General features: G+C 71.7%; 14 protein-coding genes. 8 read left to right on the forward strand and 6 right to left on the reverse strand.

Annotated features, from left to right (window positions below):
- Window positions 1-83: 83 nt before the first annotated feature.
- Window positions 84-890, reverse strand: coding sequence for an Rv3235 family protein (locus STRNI_RS26050; RefSeq protein ID WP_277412116.1), 807 nt, complete (start codon window positions 888-890; stop codon window positions 84-86).
- Window positions 891-1,186: 296 nt separating this feature from the next.
- On the opposite strand from STRNI_RS26050, the gene STRNI_RS26055 reads away from it, so the two are divergent.
- The 3 genes from STRNI_RS26055 to STRNI_RS26065 all read left to right on the forward strand — a co-directional run bounded on the left by STRNI_RS26055 (window position 1,187) and on the right by STRNI_RS26065 (window position 7,872).
- Window positions 1,187-1,693 (forward strand): DUF6912 family protein, encoded by a 507-nt coding sequence (locus STRNI_RS26055; RefSeq protein WP_127151206.1) that lies wholly within the window; start codon window positions 1,187-1,189, stop codon window positions 1,691-1,693.
- 90 nt (window positions 1,694-1,783) lie between these two features.
- Entirely contained in the window at window positions 1,784-2,446 is a 663-nt protein-coding gene (locus STRNI_RS26060) for an HAD family hydrolase (RefSeq protein ID WP_026170347.1), read from the forward strand.
- 464 nt (window positions 2,447-2,910) lie between these two features.
- Window positions 2,911-7,872: an NAD-glutamate dehydrogenase gene (locus STRNI_RS26065; protein ID WP_277412117.1), complete on the forward strand. Its 4,962-nt coding sequence runs from the start codon at window positions 2,911-2,913 to the stop codon at window positions 7,870-7,872.
- A 156-nt stretch (window positions 7,873-8,028) separates the two neighbouring features.
- Here STRNI_RS26065 and STRNI_RS26070 read toward each other — a convergent pair whose 3' ends face one another.
- Together STRNI_RS26070 and STRNI_RS26075 are read right to left on the reverse strand one after the other, a co-directional pair.
- Window positions 8,029-8,826, reverse strand: coding sequence for an ABC transporter ATP-binding protein (locus tag STRNI_RS26070; protein WP_277412118.1), 798 nt, complete (start codon window positions 8,824-8,826; stop codon window positions 8,029-8,031).
- Window positions 8,819-9,754: an ABC transporter permease gene (locus STRNI_RS26075; RefSeq protein ID WP_277412119.1), complete on the reverse strand. Its 936-nt coding sequence runs from the start codon at window positions 9,752-9,754 to the stop codon at window positions 8,819-8,821. The genes STRNI_RS26070 and STRNI_RS26075 overlap by 8 nt, the downstream gene beginning before the upstream one ends.
- 136 nt (window positions 9,755-9,890) lie before the next feature.
- On the opposite strand from STRNI_RS26075, the gene STRNI_RS26080 reads away from it, so the two are divergent.
- Window positions 9,891-10,526, forward strand: coding sequence for a TetR/AcrR family transcriptional regulator (locus STRNI_RS26080; protein WP_051104194.1), 636 nt, complete (start codon window positions 9,891-9,893; stop codon window positions 10,524-10,526).
- A gap of 275 nt (window positions 10,527-10,801) precedes the next feature.
- Here STRNI_RS26080 and STRNI_RS26085 read toward each other — a convergent pair whose 3' ends face one another.
- On the reverse strand, window positions 10,802-13,174 hold the full coding sequence (locus tag STRNI_RS26085; RefSeq protein WP_277412120.1) for a bifunctional glycosyltransferase/CDP-glycerol:glycerophosphate glycerophosphotransferase: 2,373 nt from the start codon (window positions 13,172-13,174) through the stop codon (window positions 10,802-10,804).
- A gap of 471 nt (window positions 13,175-13,645) precedes the next feature.
- Between STRNI_RS26085 and STRNI_RS26090 the strand changes: the two genes are divergently transcribed.
- From STRNI_RS26090 to STRNI_RS26105, 4 genes are all read left to right on the forward strand, one after another.
- The gene (locus STRNI_RS26090) at window positions 13,646-15,601 is read left to right on the forward strand and encodes a glycosyltransferase family 2 protein (protein WP_277412121.1); all 1,956 of its coding nucleotides are present in this window, start codon (window positions 13,646-13,648) and stop codon (window positions 15,599-15,601) included.
- 194 nt (window positions 15,602-15,795) lie between these two features.
- Complete coding sequence (locus tag STRNI_RS26095) at window positions 15,796-16,176, forward strand: hypothetical protein (protein ID WP_018091224.1); 381 nt, start codon at window positions 15,796-15,798, stop codon at window positions 16,174-16,176.
- 122 nt (window positions 16,177-16,298) lie between these two features.
- Window positions 16,299-16,571, forward strand: a complete 273-nt coding sequence (locus STRNI_RS26100; protein WP_018091225.1) for a DUF1876 domain-containing protein — start codon at window positions 16,299-16,301, stop codon at window positions 16,569-16,571.
- Window positions 16,572-16,626: 55 nt separating this feature from the next.
- A complete protein-coding gene (locus STRNI_RS26105) occupies window positions 16,627-17,301 on the forward strand; it encodes a class I SAM-dependent DNA methyltransferase (protein ID WP_159488106.1) in 675 nt (224 codons plus the stop codon).
- Window positions 17,302-17,381: 80 nt separating this feature from the next.
- Here the strand turns inward: STRNI_RS26105 and galE are convergent, their stop codons facing one another.
- On the reverse strand, window positions 17,382-18,359 hold the full coding sequence (gene galE, locus STRNI_RS26110) for a UDP-glucose 4-epimerase GalE (protein WP_266449652.1): 978 nt from the start codon (window positions 18,357-18,359) through the stop codon (window positions 17,382-17,384).
- Between the two features lie 53 nt (window positions 18,360-18,412).
- Window positions 18,413-20,065, reverse strand: coding sequence for a glycosyltransferase family 2 protein (locus STRNI_RS26115; protein WP_159488107.1), 1,653 nt, complete (start codon window positions 20,063-20,065; stop codon window positions 18,413-18,415).
- Window positions 20,066-20,220 lie beyond the last annotated feature (155 nt).

Raw genomic sequence — 20,220 nt, forward strand, 5'->3', positions numbered from 1 at the left:
GCGGCTCGGGCACGGGATGCCGGAGCCGCGGCGCGGAGGGCGCCCCGGCCGGACAGCGGCCGGGGCGCCCTTGTGTGTGCCGGTCATGAGGCCGGGCACCGGAGGGCCGGGGCCGGACCGATGTCGAGGGCGGCGCACCGCCAGCGGGAGTCGGCGCCCAGCTCCAGCCGGAAGGCCAGGGCTCGCAGCCGTTCCCCCGCCGTGATCCTGGCGAAGGCCTCGATGACGCCGCGGCACGGACGGCACAGCCCGCAGTCGCGCACGGTGGGGGCCGGGCCGCGCCGTCCGGGGCCCGTGGCGGGCCGCAGCGGCGCCTGTGGGGCGAGCTCCGCCAGCCGGTCGTAGGCGGCGGGCAGCGCATGCCCCAGCAGGGCGTGTACGGGGCGCTGCCCGCTGAGCGCGAGCACCAGCTGCTGCGCGAACCAGTGATGCGGCCGGCTCTCGTGGGCCCGGCGCCGCGCCCCGACGGTCGGCAAGGGGGCACCGGCCGGGCTGACGGGGGTGCCGGTGCGGATCCTGCGGCTCTCGGCGGCGGCGGCCGCGGCGGGGCGGGCCAGGCGTGGAGCGGTCCGGGCGGCGCCGCGGCCGGGGGAGCCGGGGCCCCGGCCGCCGGATCCGGGACCACGGGTGCCCGGGCCGCTCCGGCCGGACGACCCGGGGCCGCTGCCGGCCGGGCCGAGCGGGCGGCGGTCGGCGGGGGACCGTCGCGGCCGGGGCACGGCCGGGACCGCCGGGACCGGGGCGCCGGCGGGGCGGCTGCGCGGGCCGCGGCCCGCCCCGGTGTCGTCGGGTGCCTCGGGTGCAGCAGACGTGGCGGGTGCGGCGGGTCGTGTGGTGCGCCCGGTGGCGGTGGGTGTGGTGGGTGCCGTGCTGTGGTCGGTGCCGGTCATGCTGGTGATCGCCCCCGTGGTGCTGGGCCCGTGAATTACTGGGCGGTAGCTTTTTGTGGTGGGGATCTTCTATCGGCGGGATCGGGACGGCAGCAAGGCGCGAATGGACCGGAACCGGGGGTGCGAAGAGTTCACCCGTCCGTGTCGCGGGCCCGGGACGAGGCCTCGGGAGCGGGGTGGCGGAGCAGGCCCGGGCGGGCGGCGCGGGGGACTCCGGGGCGGCACGATGGGGGACGCCCGCCCGTATGCTGGCGGGACAATCGTCGAGTCGAGTGAATCGAGCGGAAGCGGCTGCCATGCGCGTCTATGTTCCCCTGACCCTTTCCGGTCTCGCAGAGGCGCACAAGAACGGTGAGCTGGGCCCCGGCCCCCTCGGCGCGTACGCCGTCACACCGGCGCTGCGCGAGTGGTACGTCTCGGACGACATCGAGGAGCTGGAGTACGCGGCACTCGGCCGCGCCGCCCAGGCGTCCCTGCGGCTGCTCGCCGGGCACCCCGAGGCCGCGCGGCGGCGGGTCGTGGTGGCCGTGGACGTGCCCGACGGCGCCGCGGTGGCCGACCCGGACCGCGGGCTGGACCAGTCGGCGCTGGGCGAGGTGCGGGTCGCCGGGCCCGTGCTGCTGTCGAAGGCGGCGGCGGTGCATGTGGACGCCGCGGACGCGGAGGCGGACATCGCGGCGGCCGCGGCGGCGCTCGGCGCGGCGGACCAGGGCGATGACGACGCGCAGTTCACCGTGGACGGCGCGGAGGACCACGATCTGATGTGGTTCGGGGTGCAGGAGATCCCGCAGCTGATCGGCTGAGCGGCGGGGCGCCCGTCCGGCCGCGTTGTCGGTGGGGGCGGGTACTTTTTCTTCATGGGGAAGCGCACGGGCACCGATCTGGGGGACCGCATGGGGAAGCACGCGACACACATCGTCTGGGACTGGAACGGCACGCTGTTCCATGACATCGACGCCGTCATCGGGGCGACGAACTCCGCCTTCGCGGAGATCGGGCTGGAGCCGATCACCCTGGAGACGTACCGGGAGCTGTACTGCGTGCCCGTGCCGCGGTTCTACGAGCGGCTGATGGGGCGGATGCCGACGGAGGCGGAGTGGCTGGTGATGGACGAGGCGTTCCACCGCCACTACAGCACGCACCGTCTGGGCTGTGAGCTCGCCGAGGGTGTGCATGCGCTGCTGGAGGGGTGGCAGTCGGCCGGGCGCAGTCAGTCGATCCTGAGCATGTACGGCCACGACGAGCTGATACCGATCGTGCGCGACTTCGGGATCGAGTCGCGGTTCGTGCGGGTGGACGGCAGGACCGGGCCGTCCGGGGGCACCAAGAGCGCGCACATGGTGCGGCACCTGGCGGCGATGGAGAGCGTGGATCCGGCCCGTACGGTCGTGATCGGTGACGCCGTGGACGATGCGGTGGCGGCGCAGGACGCGGGTGCGTATGCGGTGCTCTACACCGGCGGATCGCACAGCCGCGGGAGCCTGGAGACCGCCGGGGTGCCGGTGGTGGACACGCTCGCCGAGGCGGTCGGGCTGGCGGGAGAGATCACCTTCTAGGCGGATCTGCCCCGGGACCGTTCCGCGCCTCCTGGGCACGGGTGTCCCACGCGCCGCACCTGCGCCGGTCCGCCGGGCATCCGGCCGCCGTGGCGGCAGGCACACGCCACCCCGGCGTTTCGTTGTCCAGAAGGTCTAAGTTCGGGCCGAGGTTTTGTTCCCCCACGGCCCATGACGGCACCCATGTGGGGAGCGATAGCCTTGCACCGTGATCAGCGCGATAACCCGCGGGGGCATCGAGGCCCCTGCCGTGCGCCCGGGGCACCACCGTGACCGGGCGGTCGCTGGTCTTTGCGGCCACCCATCCATGTCGGCATTGTCAAAGATTGTCGATAACGGCACGGCCTTCTCTCATCGCGGCATAGCGTCGACAGCGACAGGACACCCCGCGTCGCGGCGTTGTGCGGCTTCCATCACGTTCTTCCACAACGTCACGCAACGGCGCGCGACAGGAGCCAGAGGACATGCAGACCAAGCTGGACGAAGCCAAGACCGAGCTGCTCGCCAGGGCCGCCCGGGTCGTTGAAAGCAGCCCGGCCGGGGGCAAGCACCCGGTACGCGGCCTCGACCCGGACACCCTTTCGGGATACCTCCAGCGCTACTACCTGCACACCGCCCCCGAGGACCTCGCCGATCGTGACCCGGTCGATGTCGTCGGCGCCGCGCTCTCGCACTACCGCCTCGCGGAAATGCGTCCTCAGGGCACCGCGAACGTACGGGTGCACACCCCGACCGTCGAGGAGAACGGCTGGACCTGCAGCCACTCCGTCGTCGAGGTCGTCACCGACGACATGCCGTTCCTGGTCGACTCGGTCACCAATGAGCTCTCCCGGCAGGGGCGCGGCATCCATGTCGTGATCCACCCGCAGGTGATCGTCCGCCGTGATGTCACCGGCAAGCTCATCGAGGTCTTCGACTCCAACTGCGACGCGCACGGCAAGACCGGCAAGGGCAAGGGCACGAAGCTGCCGCACGACGCGGTGACCGAGTCCTGGATCCATGTCGAGATGGACCGCGAGACCGACCGCGAGGACCTCCATCAGATCACCGCCGATCTGCTGCGGGTACTCTCCGACGTCCGCGAGGCCGTCGAGGACTGGGAGAAGATGCGTGCCGCCGCCGGCCGCATCGCCGACGAGCTGCCCGCCGAGCCGGTCGCCGACGACCTGGGCGACCAGGAGATCGAGGAGGCCCAGGAGCTGCTGCGGTGGCTGTCCGCGGACCACTTCACCTTCCTCGGCTACCGCGAGTACGAGCTGACCACCGCGCCCTGCGAGGGCGGCGCCGACGAGGATGTGCTGACCGCCGTGCCCGGCACCGGCCTGGGCATACTGCGCGCCGACCCGACGCACCGCGAGACCGCCGACGGCCACCCCGTCTCGCCGTCCTTCAACCGGCTGCCCGCCGACGCCCGCGCCAAGGCCCGTGAGCACAAGCTGCTCATCCTGACCAAGGCCAACAGCCGCGCCACCGTCCACCGCCCCTCCTACCTCGACTACGTCGGCGTCAAGAAGTTCGACGCCGAGGGCAATGTCGTCGGTGAGCGGCGCTTCCTGGGCCTGTTCTCCTCGGCCGCGTACACCGAGTCCGTGCGCCGGGTGCCGGTCATCCGCCGCAAGGTCGCCGAGGTCCTCGAAGGCGCGGGCTTCAGCCCCGACAGCCATGACGGCCGCGACCTGCTGCAGATCCTGGAGACGTACCCGCGCGACGAGCTGTTCCAGACGCCGGTCGACGAGCTGCGGTCCATCGCCACCAGCGTCCTCTACCTGCAAGAGCGCCGCCGGCTGCGCCTCTACCTCCGCCAGGACGAGTACGGCCGCTACTACTCCGCGCTGGTCTACCTCCCGCGTGACCGCTACACCACCGGTGTGCGGCTGCGCCTGATCGACATCCTCAAGGAGGAACTGGGCGGCACCAGCGTCGACTTCACCGCCTGGAACACCGAGTCGATCCTCTCCCGGCTGCACTTCGTCATCCGGGTCGAGCCCGGCGCCAGCCTGCCGGAGCTCACCGACGCCGACGCGGACCGCCTCGAAAGCCGGCTGGTCGAGGCCGCCCGCTCCTGGGCCGACGGCTTCTCCGAGGCGCTGAACGCCGAGGTCGGCGAGGAGCGCGCCGCCGAGCTGCTGCGCCGCTACGGCCACGCCTTCCCCGAGGGGTACAAGGCCGACAACAGCCCGCGCAGCGCCGTCGCCGACGTCCAGCACCTGGAGAAGCTCACCGGCGAGCCGGGCCGCGACTTCTCGGTCAGCCTCTACGAGCCGGTCGACGCCGGCCCCGGCGAGCGCCGCTTCAAGATCTACCGCAGGGGCGAGCCGGTCTCGCTGTCCCGGGTGCTGCCCGGCCTGAACCGCCTGGGCGTCGAGGTCGTCGACGAGCGCCCACACGAGCTGCGCTGCGCCGACTCCACCATCGCCTGGGTCTACGACTTCGGGCTGCGGATGCCCGAACACATCAAGGGCGACGACGCCCGTGAGCGCTTCCAGGACGCGTTCACCGCGGTGTGGACCAGCGCGGCCGAGAGCGACGGCTTCAACACGCTGGTGCTGCGGGCCGGCCTCAACTGGCGCCAGGCGATGGTGCTGCGGGCCTACGCCAAGTACCTGCGGCAGGCCGGTTCGACCTTCAGCCAGACGTACATGGAGGACACCCTCTCCAACAACGTCCACACCACCCGGCTGCTGGTCTCCCTCTTCGAGGCACGGATGTCCCCCGACCGGCAGCGGGCCGGCACGGAGCTGACGGACGGGCTGCTGGAGGAGCTGGACGGCGCGCTCGACCAGGTCGCCTCCCTGGACGAGGACCGGATCCTGCGGTCCTTCCTCACGGTCATCAAGGCCACCCTGCGCACCAACCACTACCAGAAGGACAGCCAGGGCAGGCCGCACAGCTACCTGTCCATCAAGCTGGACCCGCAGGCCATCCCCGACCTGCCGGCGCCCCGCCCGGCGTACGAGATCTGGGTGTACTCGCCCAAGGTCGAGGGCGTCCATCTGCGGTTCGGCAAGGTCGCGCGCGGTGGTCTGCGCTGGTCGGACCGCCGGGAGGACTTCCGTACGGAGATCCTCGGCCTGGTCAAGGCGCAGATGGTCAAGAACACCGTCATCGTGCCCGTCGGGGCCAAGGGCGGCTTCGTCGGCAAGCAGCTGCCGGACCCGTCGCAGGACCGCGACGCCTGGCTGGCCGAGGGCATCGCCTGCTACCGGACCTTCATCTCCGGTCTGCTGGACATCACCGACAACCTGGTCGGCGGAGAGGTCGAGCACCCCAAGGACGTCGTACGGCACGACGAGGACGACACCTACCTCGTCGTCGCCGCCGACAAGGGCACCGCGACCTTCTCCGACATCGCCAACGAGGTGGCCGAGTCCTACGGCTTCTGGCTGGGCGACGCCTTCGCCTCCGGCGGCAGCGCCGGCTACGACCACAAGGGCATGGGCATCACCGCCCGCGGCGCCTGGGAGTCGGTCAAGCGGCACTTCCGTGAGCTGGGCGTGGACACCCAGTCCGAGGACTTCACCGTCGTCGGCGTCGGCGACATGTCCGGTGACGTCTTCGGCAACGGCATGCTGCTCAGCGAGCACATCCGGCTGGTCGCCGCCTTCGACCACCGGCACATCTTCCTCGACCCGAACCCGGACGCGGCGACCTCGTACGCCGAGCGCCGCCGGCTCTTCGAGCTGCCCCGTTCCTCCTGGGCGGACTACAACACCGAGCTGCTCTCGCAGGGCGGCGGCATCCACCCGCGCTCGGCCAAGTCCATCCAGATCAACGCGCAGGTGCGGGCCGCCCTCGGCATCGAGGCCGGGGTGAAGAAGATGACGCCCGCCGATCTGATGCAGGCCATCCTCAAGGCGCCGGTCGACCTGCTGTGGAACGGCGGCATCGGGACGTATGTGAAGTCCTCGGCGGAGTCCAACGCCGATGTGGGCGACAAGTCCAACGACGCCATCCGGGTCAACGGCGAGGACCTGCGGGTCAAGGTCGTCGGCGAGGGCGGCAACCTGGGCCTGACCCAGCTGGGCCGGATCGAGTTCGCCATGGCCGGCGGGAAGATCAACAACGACGCGATCGACAACAGCGCCGGTGTGGACACCTCCGACCACGAGGTGAACATCAAGATCCTGCTCAACTCCGTGGTCGCGGACGGCGATATGACGGTCAAGCAGCGCAACAAGCTGCTGGCCGAGATGACCGACGAGGTCGGCGCGCTGGTTCTGCGCAACAACTACGCGCAGAACACCGCGCTGGCGCTGGCCCTCGCCCAGTCCTCCAGCATGCTCAACGCCCAGCAGCGCTTCATGCGCCGACTGGTGCGCGACGGTGATCTCGACCGGGCGCTGGAGTTCCTGCCCACCGACCGGCAGATCCGGGAGCGGCTGAACGCCGGGCGCGGGCTGACCCAGCCCGAGACCGCGGTGCTCCTGGCCTACACCAAGATCACGGTCGCCGAGGCGCTGATCCAGACGGGGCTGCCGGACGACCCCTACCTCCAGCGGCTGCTGCACGCCTACTTCCCCTCGGCGCTGCACGACCGGTTCCCCGAGCAGGTCGACGGGCATGCGCTGCGCCGCGAGATCGTCACGACGGTGCTGGTCAACGACACCGTCAACACCGGCGGTACGAGCTTCCTGCACCGCATGCGGGAGGAGACCGGCGCCTCCCTCGAAGAGGTCGTCCGGGCGCACACCGCGGCCCGCGCCATCTTCCGGCTGGGCCAGGTCTGGGACGACGTCGAGGCGCTCGACAATGTCGTCGCGGCCGATGTCCAGACCCGGATCCGGCTCCACTCCCGCCGGCTGGTCGAGCGCGGCACCCGCTGGCTGCTCAACAACCGCCCGCAGCCGCTGGAGCTGTCGGAGACCATCGGCTTCTTCGCGGACCGGGTCTCCCAGGTGTGGTCGGAGCTGCCGAAGCTGCTGCAGGGCGGCGACCTGGAATGGTTCCAGGCGATCCTGGAGGAGCTGACCGACGCGGGCGTGCCTGAGCAGCTGGCCGTCCAGGTGTCCGGCTTCTCCTCGGTCTTCCCGGCGCTGGACATCGTCGCCGTCGCGGACCGGCTGGACAAGGAACCGCTGGATGTCGCCGAGGTCTACTACGACCTGGGCGACCGGCTGCGGATCAACCAGCTCCTCGACCGCATCCTGGAGCTGCCGCGCAACGACCGCTGGCAGTCGATGGCCCGCGCCTCGATCCGCGAGGACCTCTTCGCGGCCCATGCGGCGCTGACCTCCGACGTGCTGTCGGTGGGCAACGGCTCCTCGACTCCGGAGCAGCGGTTCAAGGCCTGGGAGCAGGCCAATGCGGCGATCCTCAGCCGCGCCCGCGCGACGCTGGAGGAGATCCACGGGTCGGAGGGCTTCGATCTGGCGAACCTGTCCGTGGCCATGCGGACGATGCGTACGCTGCTGCGCACGCGTAGCTGACGGAGCCGGGCCGCCGCATGGCCCGGACTCCGGTACGGCAGAGGGGCGCACCCGTCGTGGGTGCGCCCCTCTGCCATGTCCGTCTGCGGCGCAGCTTTGTCGTGTCCGTGTCCGTGCCCGTGTCCGTCCGCGCCCGTGTCCGTCTCCGGCGCAGCGTCAGCGGTGCGCCTCGTACGCCTTGATGACGTCGTCCGTCGGGCCGTCCATCAGCAGTTCGCCGTGCTCCAGCCACAGGACGCGGTCGCAGGTGTCGCGGATCGACTTGTTGTTGTGGCTGACGAGGAAGACCGTGCCGGCTTCCTTGCGCAGTTCGCGGATGCGGGCCTCGGAGCGCTTCTGGAAGCTGCGGTCACCGGTGGCCAGCGCCTCGTCGATCATCAGCACATCGTGGTCCTTGGCCGCGGCGATGGAGAACCGCAGCCGGGAGCCCATACCGGAGGAGTAGGTGCGCATCGGCAGCGAGATGAAGTCGCCCTTCTCGTTGATGCCGGAGAAGTCGACGATGCCGTCGTAGCGCTCACGGACCTGCTCGCGGCTCATGCCCATCGCCAGACCGCCGAGGATCACGTTCCGCTCACCGGTCAGATCGTTCATCAGGGCCGCGTTGACGCCCAGCAGCGAGGGCTGACCGTGCGTGTAGACCTTGCCGCGCTCCGCGGGCAGCAGCCCGGCGACCGCCTTGAGCAGTGTCGACTTGCCCGAGCCGTTGGAGCCGATCAGGCCGATCGACTCGCCCCGGTAGGCGGTGAAGGAGACGCCCTTGACCGCATGCACCTCTCGCACCCCGGAGCTGGGCTTGCGGCGCACGATGCGGTTGAGTGCCGCGGTGGCGGTGCCCTTGCCCGCGCCCGTGCCGTAGACGCGGTAGACGATGTGCAGATCGTCCGCGATCACGGTCGGGATCCGTGCCCCGGTCGCCTGGCTGCCGTTCTGTTCCGTCCTGACCTCAGCCACGTCCGTACCGCTCCTCGGCCTTCCAGAAGTACACAAAGCCCACGACGCCCATCAGCAGCGCCCAGCCCCCGGCGAGCGCCCACACATGGTGCGGCAGCTTTTCGTGCGTGAAGCTGTCGATCAGCGCGAAGCGCATCAGGTCGATGTAGACGGCGGCCGGGTTGGCGTTGAGCAGCCACTCCACGAACGCGGGGACCTGCTTGTCCTTGAGGATCAGGTCGATGCTGAACATCACGCCGGACGCATACATCCACGTCCGCATGATGAACGGCATCAGCTGCGCCAGGTCCGGGGTCTTGGAACCCAGCCGGGCCATCACCATCGCCAGGCCCGTGTTGAACACGAACTGCAGCGTCAGCGCCGGGATGACCAGCAGCCACGACCAGGTCGGCAGCTGCCCGAAGCCCAGCAGGATGAGGACCAGCACACCCATCGAGAAGAGCAGCTGCTGCAGCTGCATCAGGCAGAACGAGATCGGCAGGCAGGCCCGCGGGAAGTGCAGCGCCCGCACCAGGCCCAGGTTGCCCGAGATCGCCCGCGTACCGGCCATGACCGAGCTCTGGGTGAAGGTGAAGATGAAGACGCCGGTCACCAGGAACGGCACGAAGTCGGGGACGCCCTTCTTCGTGCCGATCAGCAGACCGAAGATCAAGTAGTAGACGAGCGCGTTCAGCAGGGGCGTCGCCACCTGCCACACCTGGCCCAGCTTGGCCTGGCTGTACTGCGCCGTCATCTTGGCGCTGGCGAAGGCGGAGATGAAGTGCCGCCGGTGCCACAGCTGCCGGACGTACTCGGGCAGTGAGGGGCGGGCGCCGCTCACCGTGAGGCCATGGCGCTCGGCCAGTGCGCGCAGCTCGGGGTCGCCGGATGCGCCGGGGGCGGACGCCCCGGCGGGCGACGGGGCAGGGGGAGCAAGGGTCTGGGGCATGGGGCCGCTTTCGCTTGCGTACGGGGGAAGCGGAACGGAGCGCAACGACGGGACGGGCCCGTATCGTCGCGACGTTGACACTAAAGGGAGCTCGCGTCGAAACGCAACCGTATCGTCGTGACGGTAGGCTCACGCCATGGCAAAAGACGGCAGCGGGAGCGAACCCGTGGCGGCGCGCCGGGCCCCGGCAGGCGCCGCCGTACTGCGCGAGGACAAGACCGAGGCGATCCGTGCCGCGGTCTTCGAGGAGCTGGCCGCGGCGGGCTTCGCCCGGATGTCGATCGAGGGCATCGCGCGGCGGGCGGGCGTCGGCAAGACCGCCGTCTACCGGCGGTGGCGCTCCAAGCTGCACCTCGTCCTGGACGTGGTCTCCGCGGTGGCCGTGGCGGGTATGCCGACGCCGGACACCGGGTCGCTGTCCGGCGACGTACGGATGCTGCTGGAGGTCGCGGCCCGTGCGCTGCGGCACCCGATGGCCTCGCAGATCATCCCGGACCTGCTGGCGGAGGCGGCCCGCAGCCCCGAGCTGGCGCAGGCGCTGAAGGCGGCGCTGCACGACAGCCAGGAGAGCGTGGCGGCCGCGGTGGTGGCGCGGGCGGTGGAGCGCGGCGAGCTGCCGCAGGACGTGGATGCCCGCCTGGCGCTGGACCTGCTGACCGGGCCGCTGTACTGGCGGCTGCTGGTCGTCCGCGACGAGCTGCCCAAGGGGTACCTCGACGCGCTGTCGGGCTCGGTGGTGGCGGCGCTCGGGGCGGCACTCGGGCCGGAGTGAGGGCGGTCACCTAGGGCGGGGGCGAACGGATCCGGTAGGGGGTGCGGGAGCCCCCTGCGGGTCCACAACGAGGAGGGGTGGGGCGGGTATTCCCGCGCGAGAAGGCCTTCCGCGCGAGAAGGCCTCCGCCCGAGAAGGCCTCCGCGCGGGATGGATTCCCGCCACAGGACTGCCTCCGGCCGGGCCCGCGACTGCCTCCGGCCGGGCCTCCGGCCGGATCCCGCCCGGATCCCGGCCGGAGGCAGTCGCGTAAGCGTGAGCGCCGGAACCGGGCGTCAGCCCGCCATCTCGACGTCCGAGGTGCCCGAGGTGCCCGAGGTGCCCGACGTGCCCGAGGGGGTCACGTCGTCATGGGCCGCGGTTCGTGGGGCCGGCAGTTTGAGGAGGCCGGTTGCCGCGGCTGCGGCGCGCGGGGACGGGGCGATGGTGCGCTCGTCCTGCGGCAGCGGCTCCGGGGTGGCCTCCTGGCCGAGGAAGACCCGGCGTACCACGCGCTCGGCGGCGTGCCCGTCGTCCCACGGGCAGAATCGCGCGCGGAACGCGGCGCGCAGCCCGGTGGCCGCCTCGTCGTCCCAGCGGCCGCTGCGGAACGCCTCGATCAGCTCGTCCTCGGTGGTGGCGATCACGCCCGGGGTGTCGCCCGGCAGGCCCGAGAGCAGGTCGAAGGTGACACCGCGGGAGCGGACGTAGGTGTCCCAGTCGTCGGCGTAAGTGATGATCGGCCGGTCGAGGTTGGCGTAGTCGAACATGATCGACGAATAGTCGGTGACCAGGGCGTCGGCGGCCAGACACAGTTCCTCGACGACCGGGTGGCCGGACACGTCGATCAGCGCACCGCGCTCCTGGAGCTTCTGGAGGCCGGGGTCCCGGTCGTAGAAGTAGTGGGTGCGCACCAGCAGGACGAAGGTGTCGCCCAGTTCGCGGGAGAGCTTCTCCAGGTCGAGCCGCGGGACATAGCCGACCTGGTAGTCGCGCATCGTCGGCGCGTACAGGACGGCCGTCCGGCCGGGGGCGATGCCGAGGCGCTCGCGGATGTCGAGGACGTCCTGGGCGGTGGCCCGGTAGTAGACGTCGTTACGGGGGTAACCGGCGTCCACCGACGCGAAGTCGCAGGGGTAGACGCGCTCCCACTGCTCGGTGGTGTGCCGGTTGGCGGAGAGCGAGAAGTCCCAGCGGTCGGCGCGGGCCAGCAGCTTGCGGAAGCTCATGCCCTTGGCGGCGGCCGGGTAGCGCTTCTGGTCGGTGCCCATCGACTTCAGCGGGGTGCCGTGGTGGGTCTGGAGGTGGATCTGGCCCTCGCGCTTGACTACGTTGTCGGCGAAGTTGACGTTGTTGACGAGGTACTTGGCGCGGGCCACCACCTCCCAGTAGCGCGGGGAGTTCAGCACGACGTGGTCGATGCCGGCCGGGACCGAGTCGGCGAGCTGCTTCTTGACGACCCAGACGCCGTGCACGTCCGGCGCCAGCTCCTTGGCCTTCTCGTAGACCGCCAGCGGGTTGCAGGACGGCAGCCGGTTCCAGTACGCGGAGTAGACCGCGAGATTCTCGTCCAGCGGCTGCCGCAGCAGCGCCTGGTAACGCAGGTTTATGGCCTTGCGCTTGGCCTGCCGGACCCGCTTGCCGGCGTGCTTGCGCACCGTGCGCTGCACCTTGCCGGCGACCTTCAGACCGGCCAGCGCCGGGTAGGCGTCCCTGGCGAGCAGCGCGTACTTGCCGCCGGCCACACCGGAGGGGCGGACGAAGCCGGCCGGCAGCCGAAGGCGGTAGTCGCGGGCGGCGCGGTGGAAGAACTCGGCCTGGGCGTGCTGCGGCAGCCGGCCGGGCTTGTCCAGCACGGTCAGATAGTGGTCGACCATCTTGCGGAACATGTGCGGGCGCCAGCGCGACAGTTCGGGGTGCGCGTCGAGGTAGTCGAAGACCCGGGCGTACTGGTCGAAGACGTCGAAGTGCTTGCGGCTGGTGGTGCGCAGGATGTTGCCGCCCTGCCGGCGCTGGCGGTAGTGCAGGCAGACCCGGTCGAGGACCGCGATCCGCTGCGCGGTGATCAGCGTGCAGAACGTCCAGGGCGCGTCCTCGTAGTAGCCCTCCGGGAAGGCGAAACCGTGCTCCTCGACGAAGTCGCGGCGGTAGGCCTTGTTCCAGACGATCTGCAGCAGATCGAGGAGCCGGGGCCGCTCGGCGAGCGGGAAGGAGGGCGCGCCGGACTCGTCGAGCAGCGCGGAGAGGGCATTGCGCCGGGAGGAGCCGTCCCAGTACGTCCGGGCGTAGTCGAAGATCAGGATCTCGGGGGTCCCGGTGGCGGCCAGCCGTTCGGCGAGGGCGCCGAGCGCGCCGGGCACGAGGGTGTCGTCGCTGTCGAGGAAGAGGAGGTAGTCACCGCGGGCCCGCGCCAGGCCGGCGTTGCGGGCGGGGCCCAGTCCGGCGTTCTCCGGGAGGTGCAGGACCCGGACGCGGTCGTCGTGCGCGGCGTACTCGTCGAGGATGGCGCCGCTGCGGTCGGGCGAGCAGTCGTCGATGGCGATGAGCTCGAAGTCGGTGAACTCCTGCGTCAGCACCGAGTCCATGCACTCGCGCAGGAAGCCCTGCACTCTGAACACGGGCACGATGATGCTGAAGCGGGGGCCGGCGTCGACGCCTGTCTCGGACATGCGGTGCTACTCCTCGTGGCGAGCTGAGTACAGAACACAAAAAGACCCAAAGGGGTCTCTTGTGGTGTCAGCCTTCTGACTACTGTTCACCCGAAAAGGTTGTTGTCCGTAACCTGAAAGTTCTGTGCTGCTCATCACGAATCTCGTTAAGTGGTGATATGTCGGACGGTGGGATGGGCCCGGATCCGGCAGTGCTGAGGGTGCGTCGGCTCCGCGTCCGCTCCGTGGCTTCCGCTGACGGCTGCTTCAGGCCACCGGCGGGGCCGTGCTCGCCACGACGGCGGGTGCGGGCGAGGGGGGGCGGGCAACCTCCAGGGGCCGGACCGCCTCTTGGGGGGTGGCGGGTGTCGGAGCCACCGGCGCCCTCCGCGATCGGCGAACGTTCACCTCGCGTTATATGTCTTGATGGTCCCCTTCGCCCTGCTGGGACGCCGGGTATTCCGGGGGACTGCCGAAAGAACGGAGGGCACGGTGTCCGTCCCTGACGACCTCGCGGCCGCGGCTCCCACCGGAACGGACGCCCCCGCGCCGACCGTCTCCGTGATCGTGCCGGTGCACAACACCCGGCGCTACCTCGACCGCAGCCTCGGCTCGGTCTTCGCCCAGACACTGGACCGCCGCCACATCGAGGTGATCGCGGTCGACGACGGCTCGACCGACGGCAGCGCCGAGTGGCTGGCAGAACAGGCCCGCCGCCACCCCCAGCTGACGGTGCTGCGCCAGGAGGCCTCCGGCGGGCCGGGCAAGCCGCGCAACGCCGGGCTCGCCCACGCCACCGGCGACTACGTCTTCTTCCTCGACTCCGACGACCGCCTCGACCCCCAGGCGCTGTTCTGGCTCACCCGGACGGCCCAGCGGTACGGCTCGGACATCGTCTACGGCCGGATCGCCGGCGCCGACGGCCGCGCCGCCCCCGTCGACCTGCGCACCACCAGCGCACACGTCTCGGTCTTCGACTCCCCGGTCTACTGGTCCCTGGCCGCCTACAAGCTCTTCCGCCGCTCCTTCCTCACACGCCACCAACTGCGCTTCGTCGAGGGCCGATTGCTGGGCGAGGACCTGCCGTTCGGCAGCACCGCCCTGCTGCGCGCCGACGTCGTCTCCGTCTTCGCCGAACGCACCTGCTACTACCTGCACGGACGCGACGACAACAGCAACGCCAGCCGCCAGGAGACCGACTGGTGCGAGTACCTCGGCTACATCGGCACCGTCCTCGACCCGGTCGCGGCCGCCGTCCCGCCCGGCGCGAACCGCGACAAACTGATGGTCCGGCACTTCCACGGCGAGATACTCATGCCCTTCGGGGCCCCCTACCTCGCCCGCGACCCGGCCGGCCGCACAGCGATGGCGGCCGCCGCCCGCCCCCTCGTGGAGCGCTACCTCACCGACCGGGTACTGGCCGCCCTGCCGCCCCGGCTCCGGCTGCGCGCCCACTGCATACGCGCCGGGCTCGACGACGAACTGACCGCCGTCGTCCGCGCCGACACCGAGAACCGCCCGGACCCGCCGCACCTCGACGACGACGGCCGGGTCTACGCCGGCTACCCGTACTTCCGCGACCCGCGGCGCGCCCTCCCCGACACCTGCTACGACCTCACCGACCGCGTGGTGCTGCGCCAGCGGCTGATCCGGCAGCGCTGGGCGGGCGGCGTACTGCACCTGCGGGGCACTGCCGCCCTCCCCTGGCTCGGCGGCGACACCGTCGAGATCCTGCTGCGCCGCGGCGGCACCACCCACCGGATCCCGGCCCGCGCCGCGGACGGCGCCTGGCGGGCCGCCGTCGACCCCGCGACCGCGGCGGACGGCGCACCGCTGGCCGACGGCGTCTGGGGCCTCAAGATCGCGGTCACCGCGCACGGCCCGGGCGGCGCCACCGGGCCCGCCGTCCGCCGCGAGGCCTGGCTGGTCCCCGAGGACGAGAGGGACGACGAGGACGACACCGGCTTCGCGCCGCGGATCGTCGGCCGCGGCCCGGCCGGCCCCGCCGTCGCCGCGCTCTTCCGCTCCCGCCCGCACGGCCACCTCCACCTCGACCTGGACCGGGACGGAGTACGCCGCCCGCTCGGCGGCGATCTGCGCGGCACGGCGGACTGCACCCGCTCCGGGCGGGCCACCCTCACCGCGCGGCTCACCCTGCCCGGCTGCCCCGTGGACGCCGAACTGCGGCTGATCCTCTACGACGCGACCCGCACGGTGGCACTGCGCACCACCGTCGAACGGGCCGCCGGCGACCGCTACACCGTGCGCTCCCTGCTGCGCAGCGGCCCCACGGGCACCTGGCGGGTCGCCCTGCGGGTGACCGCCGGCCCGCTCCGCCGCGAGCTGCCGGTCCGGACGGCCGGCCGCGGCGCCGACGGGCGGACACCGCTGACCCTCACCGTGCCGGGCGGCTCCCCGGCGGGCCTGCTGCGCCGGGCGCGCCGCTGACCCCATACGTCCGCCCCCGGGCCCCGGCCCCGCCCGGGGGCCCGCGGCGCCCGGCCCGGCGAGCCCCTTTCGGCAATAGCCGAATGCCGTTGCCCGGCCCGCCCCCGCTGAATCAGGCTGACCCACAGTCAGGCACCGGCAGCGGTGCACCCGCGGGAGAGGACCCCGCGGGCCGTATGACAGGGGGAACACACATGTCCGTACTGAAGCGAGTCGGCATGACGGCCATGGCCGTCGCGGCGCTGGTCGTCCCGGCAGGCGTGGTCGTCGGGACCGCCGGACCCGCCGCGGCGAAGGCCGCCACCACCCAGGGATGCCCTTACGGCGCGGTCTGCATCTACCCGCAGAACGCCGGCTGGAACGGCGGCCACCCGTCGCACTTCTACTACAGCTACGGGGCCCACAACCTCAGCAACATGGTCGGGGTGCACCGCATCTACAACAACCAGTCCGGGGGCGCGACCATGCGGACCTGCACCGGTTACAACGGCACGGGCTGCCAGGGCTACCTGCCGGCCAACAACTACATCGACAAGGACATGACGCCGATCAACTCGATCACCCTCCAGCGGTAGCCGCGCGGCACCGCCGAGAGCGCCGGGGCCGGGCCTCCTGCCGGGAGGCCCGGCCCCCGCACATCGTGCGGCGGACGGCAAGCGGGCGCACCCTGGTAGGAGCGGCTCCGGAGGTGATTGCCATGTTGCAGACCGCTGTCGGATGGCATGTCGAGCTGGAATTCGAGGAGGACAACCACCGCACTCGCGCCGCCGCCCTCGTACGGCTCCCCGACGGGACCGAGGTGCGGTCCCACGGATACGCCAGCCGCCACCCCGTCGACTCCAACCAGCCGAGGGTCGGCGAAGAGGTGGCGGGAGCCAGAGCGCTCAACGAACTGGCGATGAAGTTGCTGACCAAGGCACACGACGAGATCGACGAGGCGTCCGGCCGGACATCGCACCCGCTGACCTGACCGGCGCCCGCTCTCCACAACCGGCCCCGGCGGCCGCGGAGTAGGGTCGGCGCCCATGACCGAACCGGACTTCCTGCGGACCACCCGGACGTTCTACGACGCCGTGGCCGCCGACTACGCCGAGCACTTCCGCGACGCCCTCGCCGCGAGGCCGTTGGACCGGGCGGTACTCGCCGGGTTCGCCGAACTCGTACGGGACGCGGACGCCGGCCCGGTGGCCGACCTCGGATGCGGGCCCGGCAAAGTGACGGCCCACCTGGCCGGCCTGGGGCTGCCCGTCTTCGGCGTCGATCTGTCCCCGCAGATGGTGGCGCTGGCCCGGCGGACGCACCCGGAAGTCCGCTACGAGGTCGGGGCGATGACGGACCTGGACCTGCCGGACGGGGCCCTCGGCGGCATCGTGGCCTATTACTCGATCATCCACACCCCGCAGGAGCGGCTGCCGGAGCTGTTCGCCGAGTTCCACCGGCTGCTGGCCCCGGGCGGCCACGCGCTGGTCGCCTTCCAGGTCGGGGACGAGCCCCTGCACGTGGCGGAGCCGTTCGGGCACCCCGTGTCGCTCGACTTCCGGCGGCGCCGGCCGGACCGCGTCGCCGGCCTGCTGGCCGGGGCCGGCCTGGAGGTGCGCACCCGGCTGCTCCACGAGCCGGACGAGGGGCTGGGGGAGTCGACCCGGCAGGCCTGCCTCATCGCCCGCAAACCCGCCGGGACCGCCGACCGTCACGTCTGACGGCACCCGCACCACGCACGGCCGCCGGGCACCGCTGAACACGGTGCCCGGCGGCCGTAGGCGCGAGGTGCGGCCCGAGGTCAGCCCTGCGGGTGGTGGTGCTGCCAGCCCGCCCAGGCCGAGGTGATCATGTCGCGGACGTCGTGGCGGGCCTTCCAGCCCAGCTCGTCGGTGATCCGGTCGGCGGCCGCGACCACCCGGGCCGGGTCGCCCGCCCGGCGCGGGGTGACCTCGGCGGTGACGCCCTGATGCCCGGTGATCCCGGTGATCAGATCGATCATCTCGCGCACCGACACCCCCTCACCGCGCCCGATGTTCAGCGTCAGATCGCGCACCGGACCCGGCCCGGCGAGCTTGCGGGCGGCCGCCACATGGGCCTCGGCGAGGTCGGCGACATGGATGTAGTCGCGGATGCAGGTGCCGTCCGGGGTGTCGTAGTCATCACCGAAGATGCGCGGTGCGGCGCCCGCCGTGAGCCGCTCGAAGACCATCGGGACGATGTTGAAGACACCCGTGTCGGCCAGCTCCGGGGTGGCCGTCCCGGCGACGTTGAAGTAGCGCAGACAGGCGGTGCTGATGCCGTGCGCCCGGCCGGCCGCACGGACCATCCACTCGCCGACGAGCTTGGTCTCGCCGTACGGGTTGATCGGGGTGCAGGGGGTGTCCTCGGTGACCAGATCCACGTCCGGCATGCCGTAGACCGCGGCCGACGAGGAGAACACCAGCCGGCCGACCCCGCCCGCCGCCATCGCCTCCAGCAGCGTCTGGAGACCGTGCACATTCTCCCGGTAGTACAGCAGCGGCATCTCGACGGACTCGCCGACCTGCTTCTTCGCCGCCAGGTGGATGACATCGGTGATGCCGTGCTCGGCGAAGGTGGTGTCGAGCAGCGCGCGGTTCAGCGTGGAGCCGACGACCAGCGGGACGTCCTCGGGGACCCGGGCGGCCACGCCCGTCGTCAGGTCGTCGAGCACGACGACCGTCTCGCCCGCCTGGCGCAGCGCCCGTACGACATGGGCACCGATGTAGCCGGCACCACCCGTGATCAAGTAAGACATGGCGTCAATCCTAGGCTCGGGGACGAAGAGTGCTGAGGAGTGGTCCGTGGGCGTCAGCGGCGCAGCCGCCGGGCGCCGATCCGCCATACGCTGCGCAGCCCCGACGCGACCCGCAGTGACAGGGCCCCGCCGGTCGTCGCATACGGCTGCACCAGCAGCAGCAGATGCCGGCGGCTGGGCAGCACCCGGCGGCGCAGCCCCGGCCCGATGGCCCGCAGCGCGGCCCGGAAACCGGCCCCGTCCGCGCAGCTGACCTGCGCCATCAGATCCCAGGGCTCGGGGTCGGCACGGTGTGGGCCGCCCCGTTCGACCAGCGCCCCGAGATCCAGCACGACCTCGGCGGTCCAGCAGGCCTCCGAACCGCCGGCGGCCGGGGCCGGGGTCAGGGCGGCGGTGTGCACCGGGCCGCGCCGGTCGTCCCGGCGCCGCCGCAGCTCGATATCGATGCTCTCCGGCCCGGCCGCGGCCAGCCGCCCGTACAGGTCGTGCACCCGCAGCCGCAGCACACCGGGACTGCTGAGGGCCGGTTCCGCGTCTATGGTCACCGGCAGCCGGTGCATCGGCTTGGTGCCGATCGCGTCCAGCTCCACCTCGGGCAGGTCCTGGGACCACACCGCGCGGCCCCCGGCCTCCGCGTACGGCGGCAGCAGTCGGCCGGGCCGGGCCGCCAGCTGGGTCAGCCGCCCCAGGTCCCGCGGCGCCGGCGAGGCCAGCACCACCCGGGCCAGCCAGCGGGCCGGGGCCCGGGCCGCCCGCAGATCCGCCTCGTCGAAACCGGCCAGATAGTCACGGGTCAGCCGCCACCACTCGCCGCGGTAGTCGGCACCGCGGGTGTGCAGCTCACGGACGTACATCCGCAGATCGTGATCGAGGAACTTGGTGCTCGCGGCATGCGCCAGCGCCTTGTGCCCGGCCTCCTGGAAGATCTGCACGCTGGCCCGGTGCGCCGCGATCCGCGCCTGCCAGTTGGCGACGTCCTTGCGGTCCAGCGAGATCGACTGCCGGGCGGCCGAGCGGCGCACATGCCAGACGTAGACGTGGTCGGGAATGGTGGCGACCCGCGGGGCGGCGGCCAGCACCCGCGCGGTGAAGACGAAGTCCTCATAGGTGAAGCGGCCCTCGGGGAAGGTGATGGCGTGCTTGTCGAGGAACGCCCGCTCGTAGAGCTTGTTGACGCACAGGGTGTCCCGGACCAGCTGGGGGCTGGCATCGGGGGAGTCGTGGACCGCCGGCTCGCGGTAGAGGCCCGGCTGCCAGGGGACATCGCGGTGCGCGGGCAGCTCACGGCGGACACAGGCGCCGGCCACGACCGGGGCGTCATGCTCCAGAGCGGCGGCCAGCAGCGCCCGGGCCGCACCCGGGGGCAGCACATCGTCGCTGTCGAGGAACATCACGAACCGCCCGGTGGCGGCGCGCAGCCCTTCATTGCGCGGAGTGCCGCAGCCACCGCTGTTCGTGTCGCGGTGGATGACCCGCAGCCGCGGTTCGTCGTGGGCGAGGGCGTCCAGGGCGGCGCCGGTGCCGTCGGTGGAGGCGTCATTCACCGCGATCACTTCGGTGACCGTTTCGCCGGGGGCCCCCTGCGCGAGCGCCGAGCGCACCGCGTCGCCGACGTGGCCGGCGTCGTTGAAGGCGATCACGACGATGCTGACCTGCGCGGATGGCGTGATGGTGGGCCCCGGCAGTGGCTCAAGGGCTTCTTTCACAGTCACTGAAATCTACATTTCGTGTCGACAGCATCTCTTGGCGCGAGCGGGAATTCCGAACCCATTTCCGATGATTCAGAGGGTGAAATCCGTCGCGCGGTTGCACCCGCCGCTCCGCTTTTCCGCCCTCTTGCCGTCTTCGTGCCGGGCGGGAG

The organism is Streptomyces nigrescens, from assembly GCF_027626975.1.
Taxonomy (GTDB): Bacteria; Actinomycetota; Actinomycetes; order Streptomycetales; family Streptomycetaceae; genus Streptomyces; species Streptomyces nigrescens.

Excerpts from the sequence above, each read along its gene's own strand:
- STRNI_RS26050 (WP_277412116.1), bottom strand. The coding sequence starts at position 890 with ATGACCGGCACCGACCACAGCACGGCACCCACCACACCCACCGCCACC.
- STRNI_RS26055 (WP_127151206.1), top strand. The coding sequence starts at position 1,187 with ATGCGCGTCTATGTTCCCCTGACCCTTTCCGGTCTCGCAGAGGCGCAC.
- STRNI_RS26060 (WP_026170347.1), top strand. The coding sequence starts at position 1,784 with ATGGGGAAGCACGCGACACACATCGTCTGGGACTGGAACGGCACGCTG.
- STRNI_RS26065 (WP_277412117.1), top strand. The coding sequence starts at position 2,911 with ATGCAGACCAAGCTGGACGAAGCCAAGACCGAGCTGCTCGCCAGGGCC.
- STRNI_RS26075 (WP_277412119.1), bottom strand. The coding sequence starts at position 9,754 with ATGCCCCAGACCCTTGCTCCCCCTGCCCCGTCGCCCGCCGGGGCGTCC.
- STRNI_RS26080 (WP_051104194.1), top strand. The coding sequence starts at position 9,891 with ATGGCAAAAGACGGCAGCGGGAGCGAACCCGTGGCGGCGCGCCGGGCC.
- STRNI_RS26085 (WP_277412120.1), bottom strand. The coding sequence starts at position 13,174 with ATGTCCGAGACAGGCGTCGACGCCGGCCCCCGCTTCAGCATCATCGTG.
- STRNI_RS26095 (WP_018091224.1), top strand. The coding sequence starts at position 15,796 with ATGTCCGTACTGAAGCGAGTCGGCATGACGGCCATGGCCGTCGCGGCG.
- STRNI_RS26100 (WP_018091225.1), top strand. The coding sequence starts at position 16,299 with ATGTTGCAGACCGCTGTCGGATGGCATGTCGAGCTGGAATTCGAGGAG.
- STRNI_RS26105 (WP_159488106.1), top strand. The coding sequence starts at position 16,627 with ATGACCGAACCGGACTTCCTGCGGACCACCCGGACGTTCTACGACGCC.
- galE (WP_266449652.1), bottom strand. The coding sequence starts at position 18,359 with ATGTCTTACTTGATCACGGGTGGTGCCGGCTACATCGGTGCCCATGTC.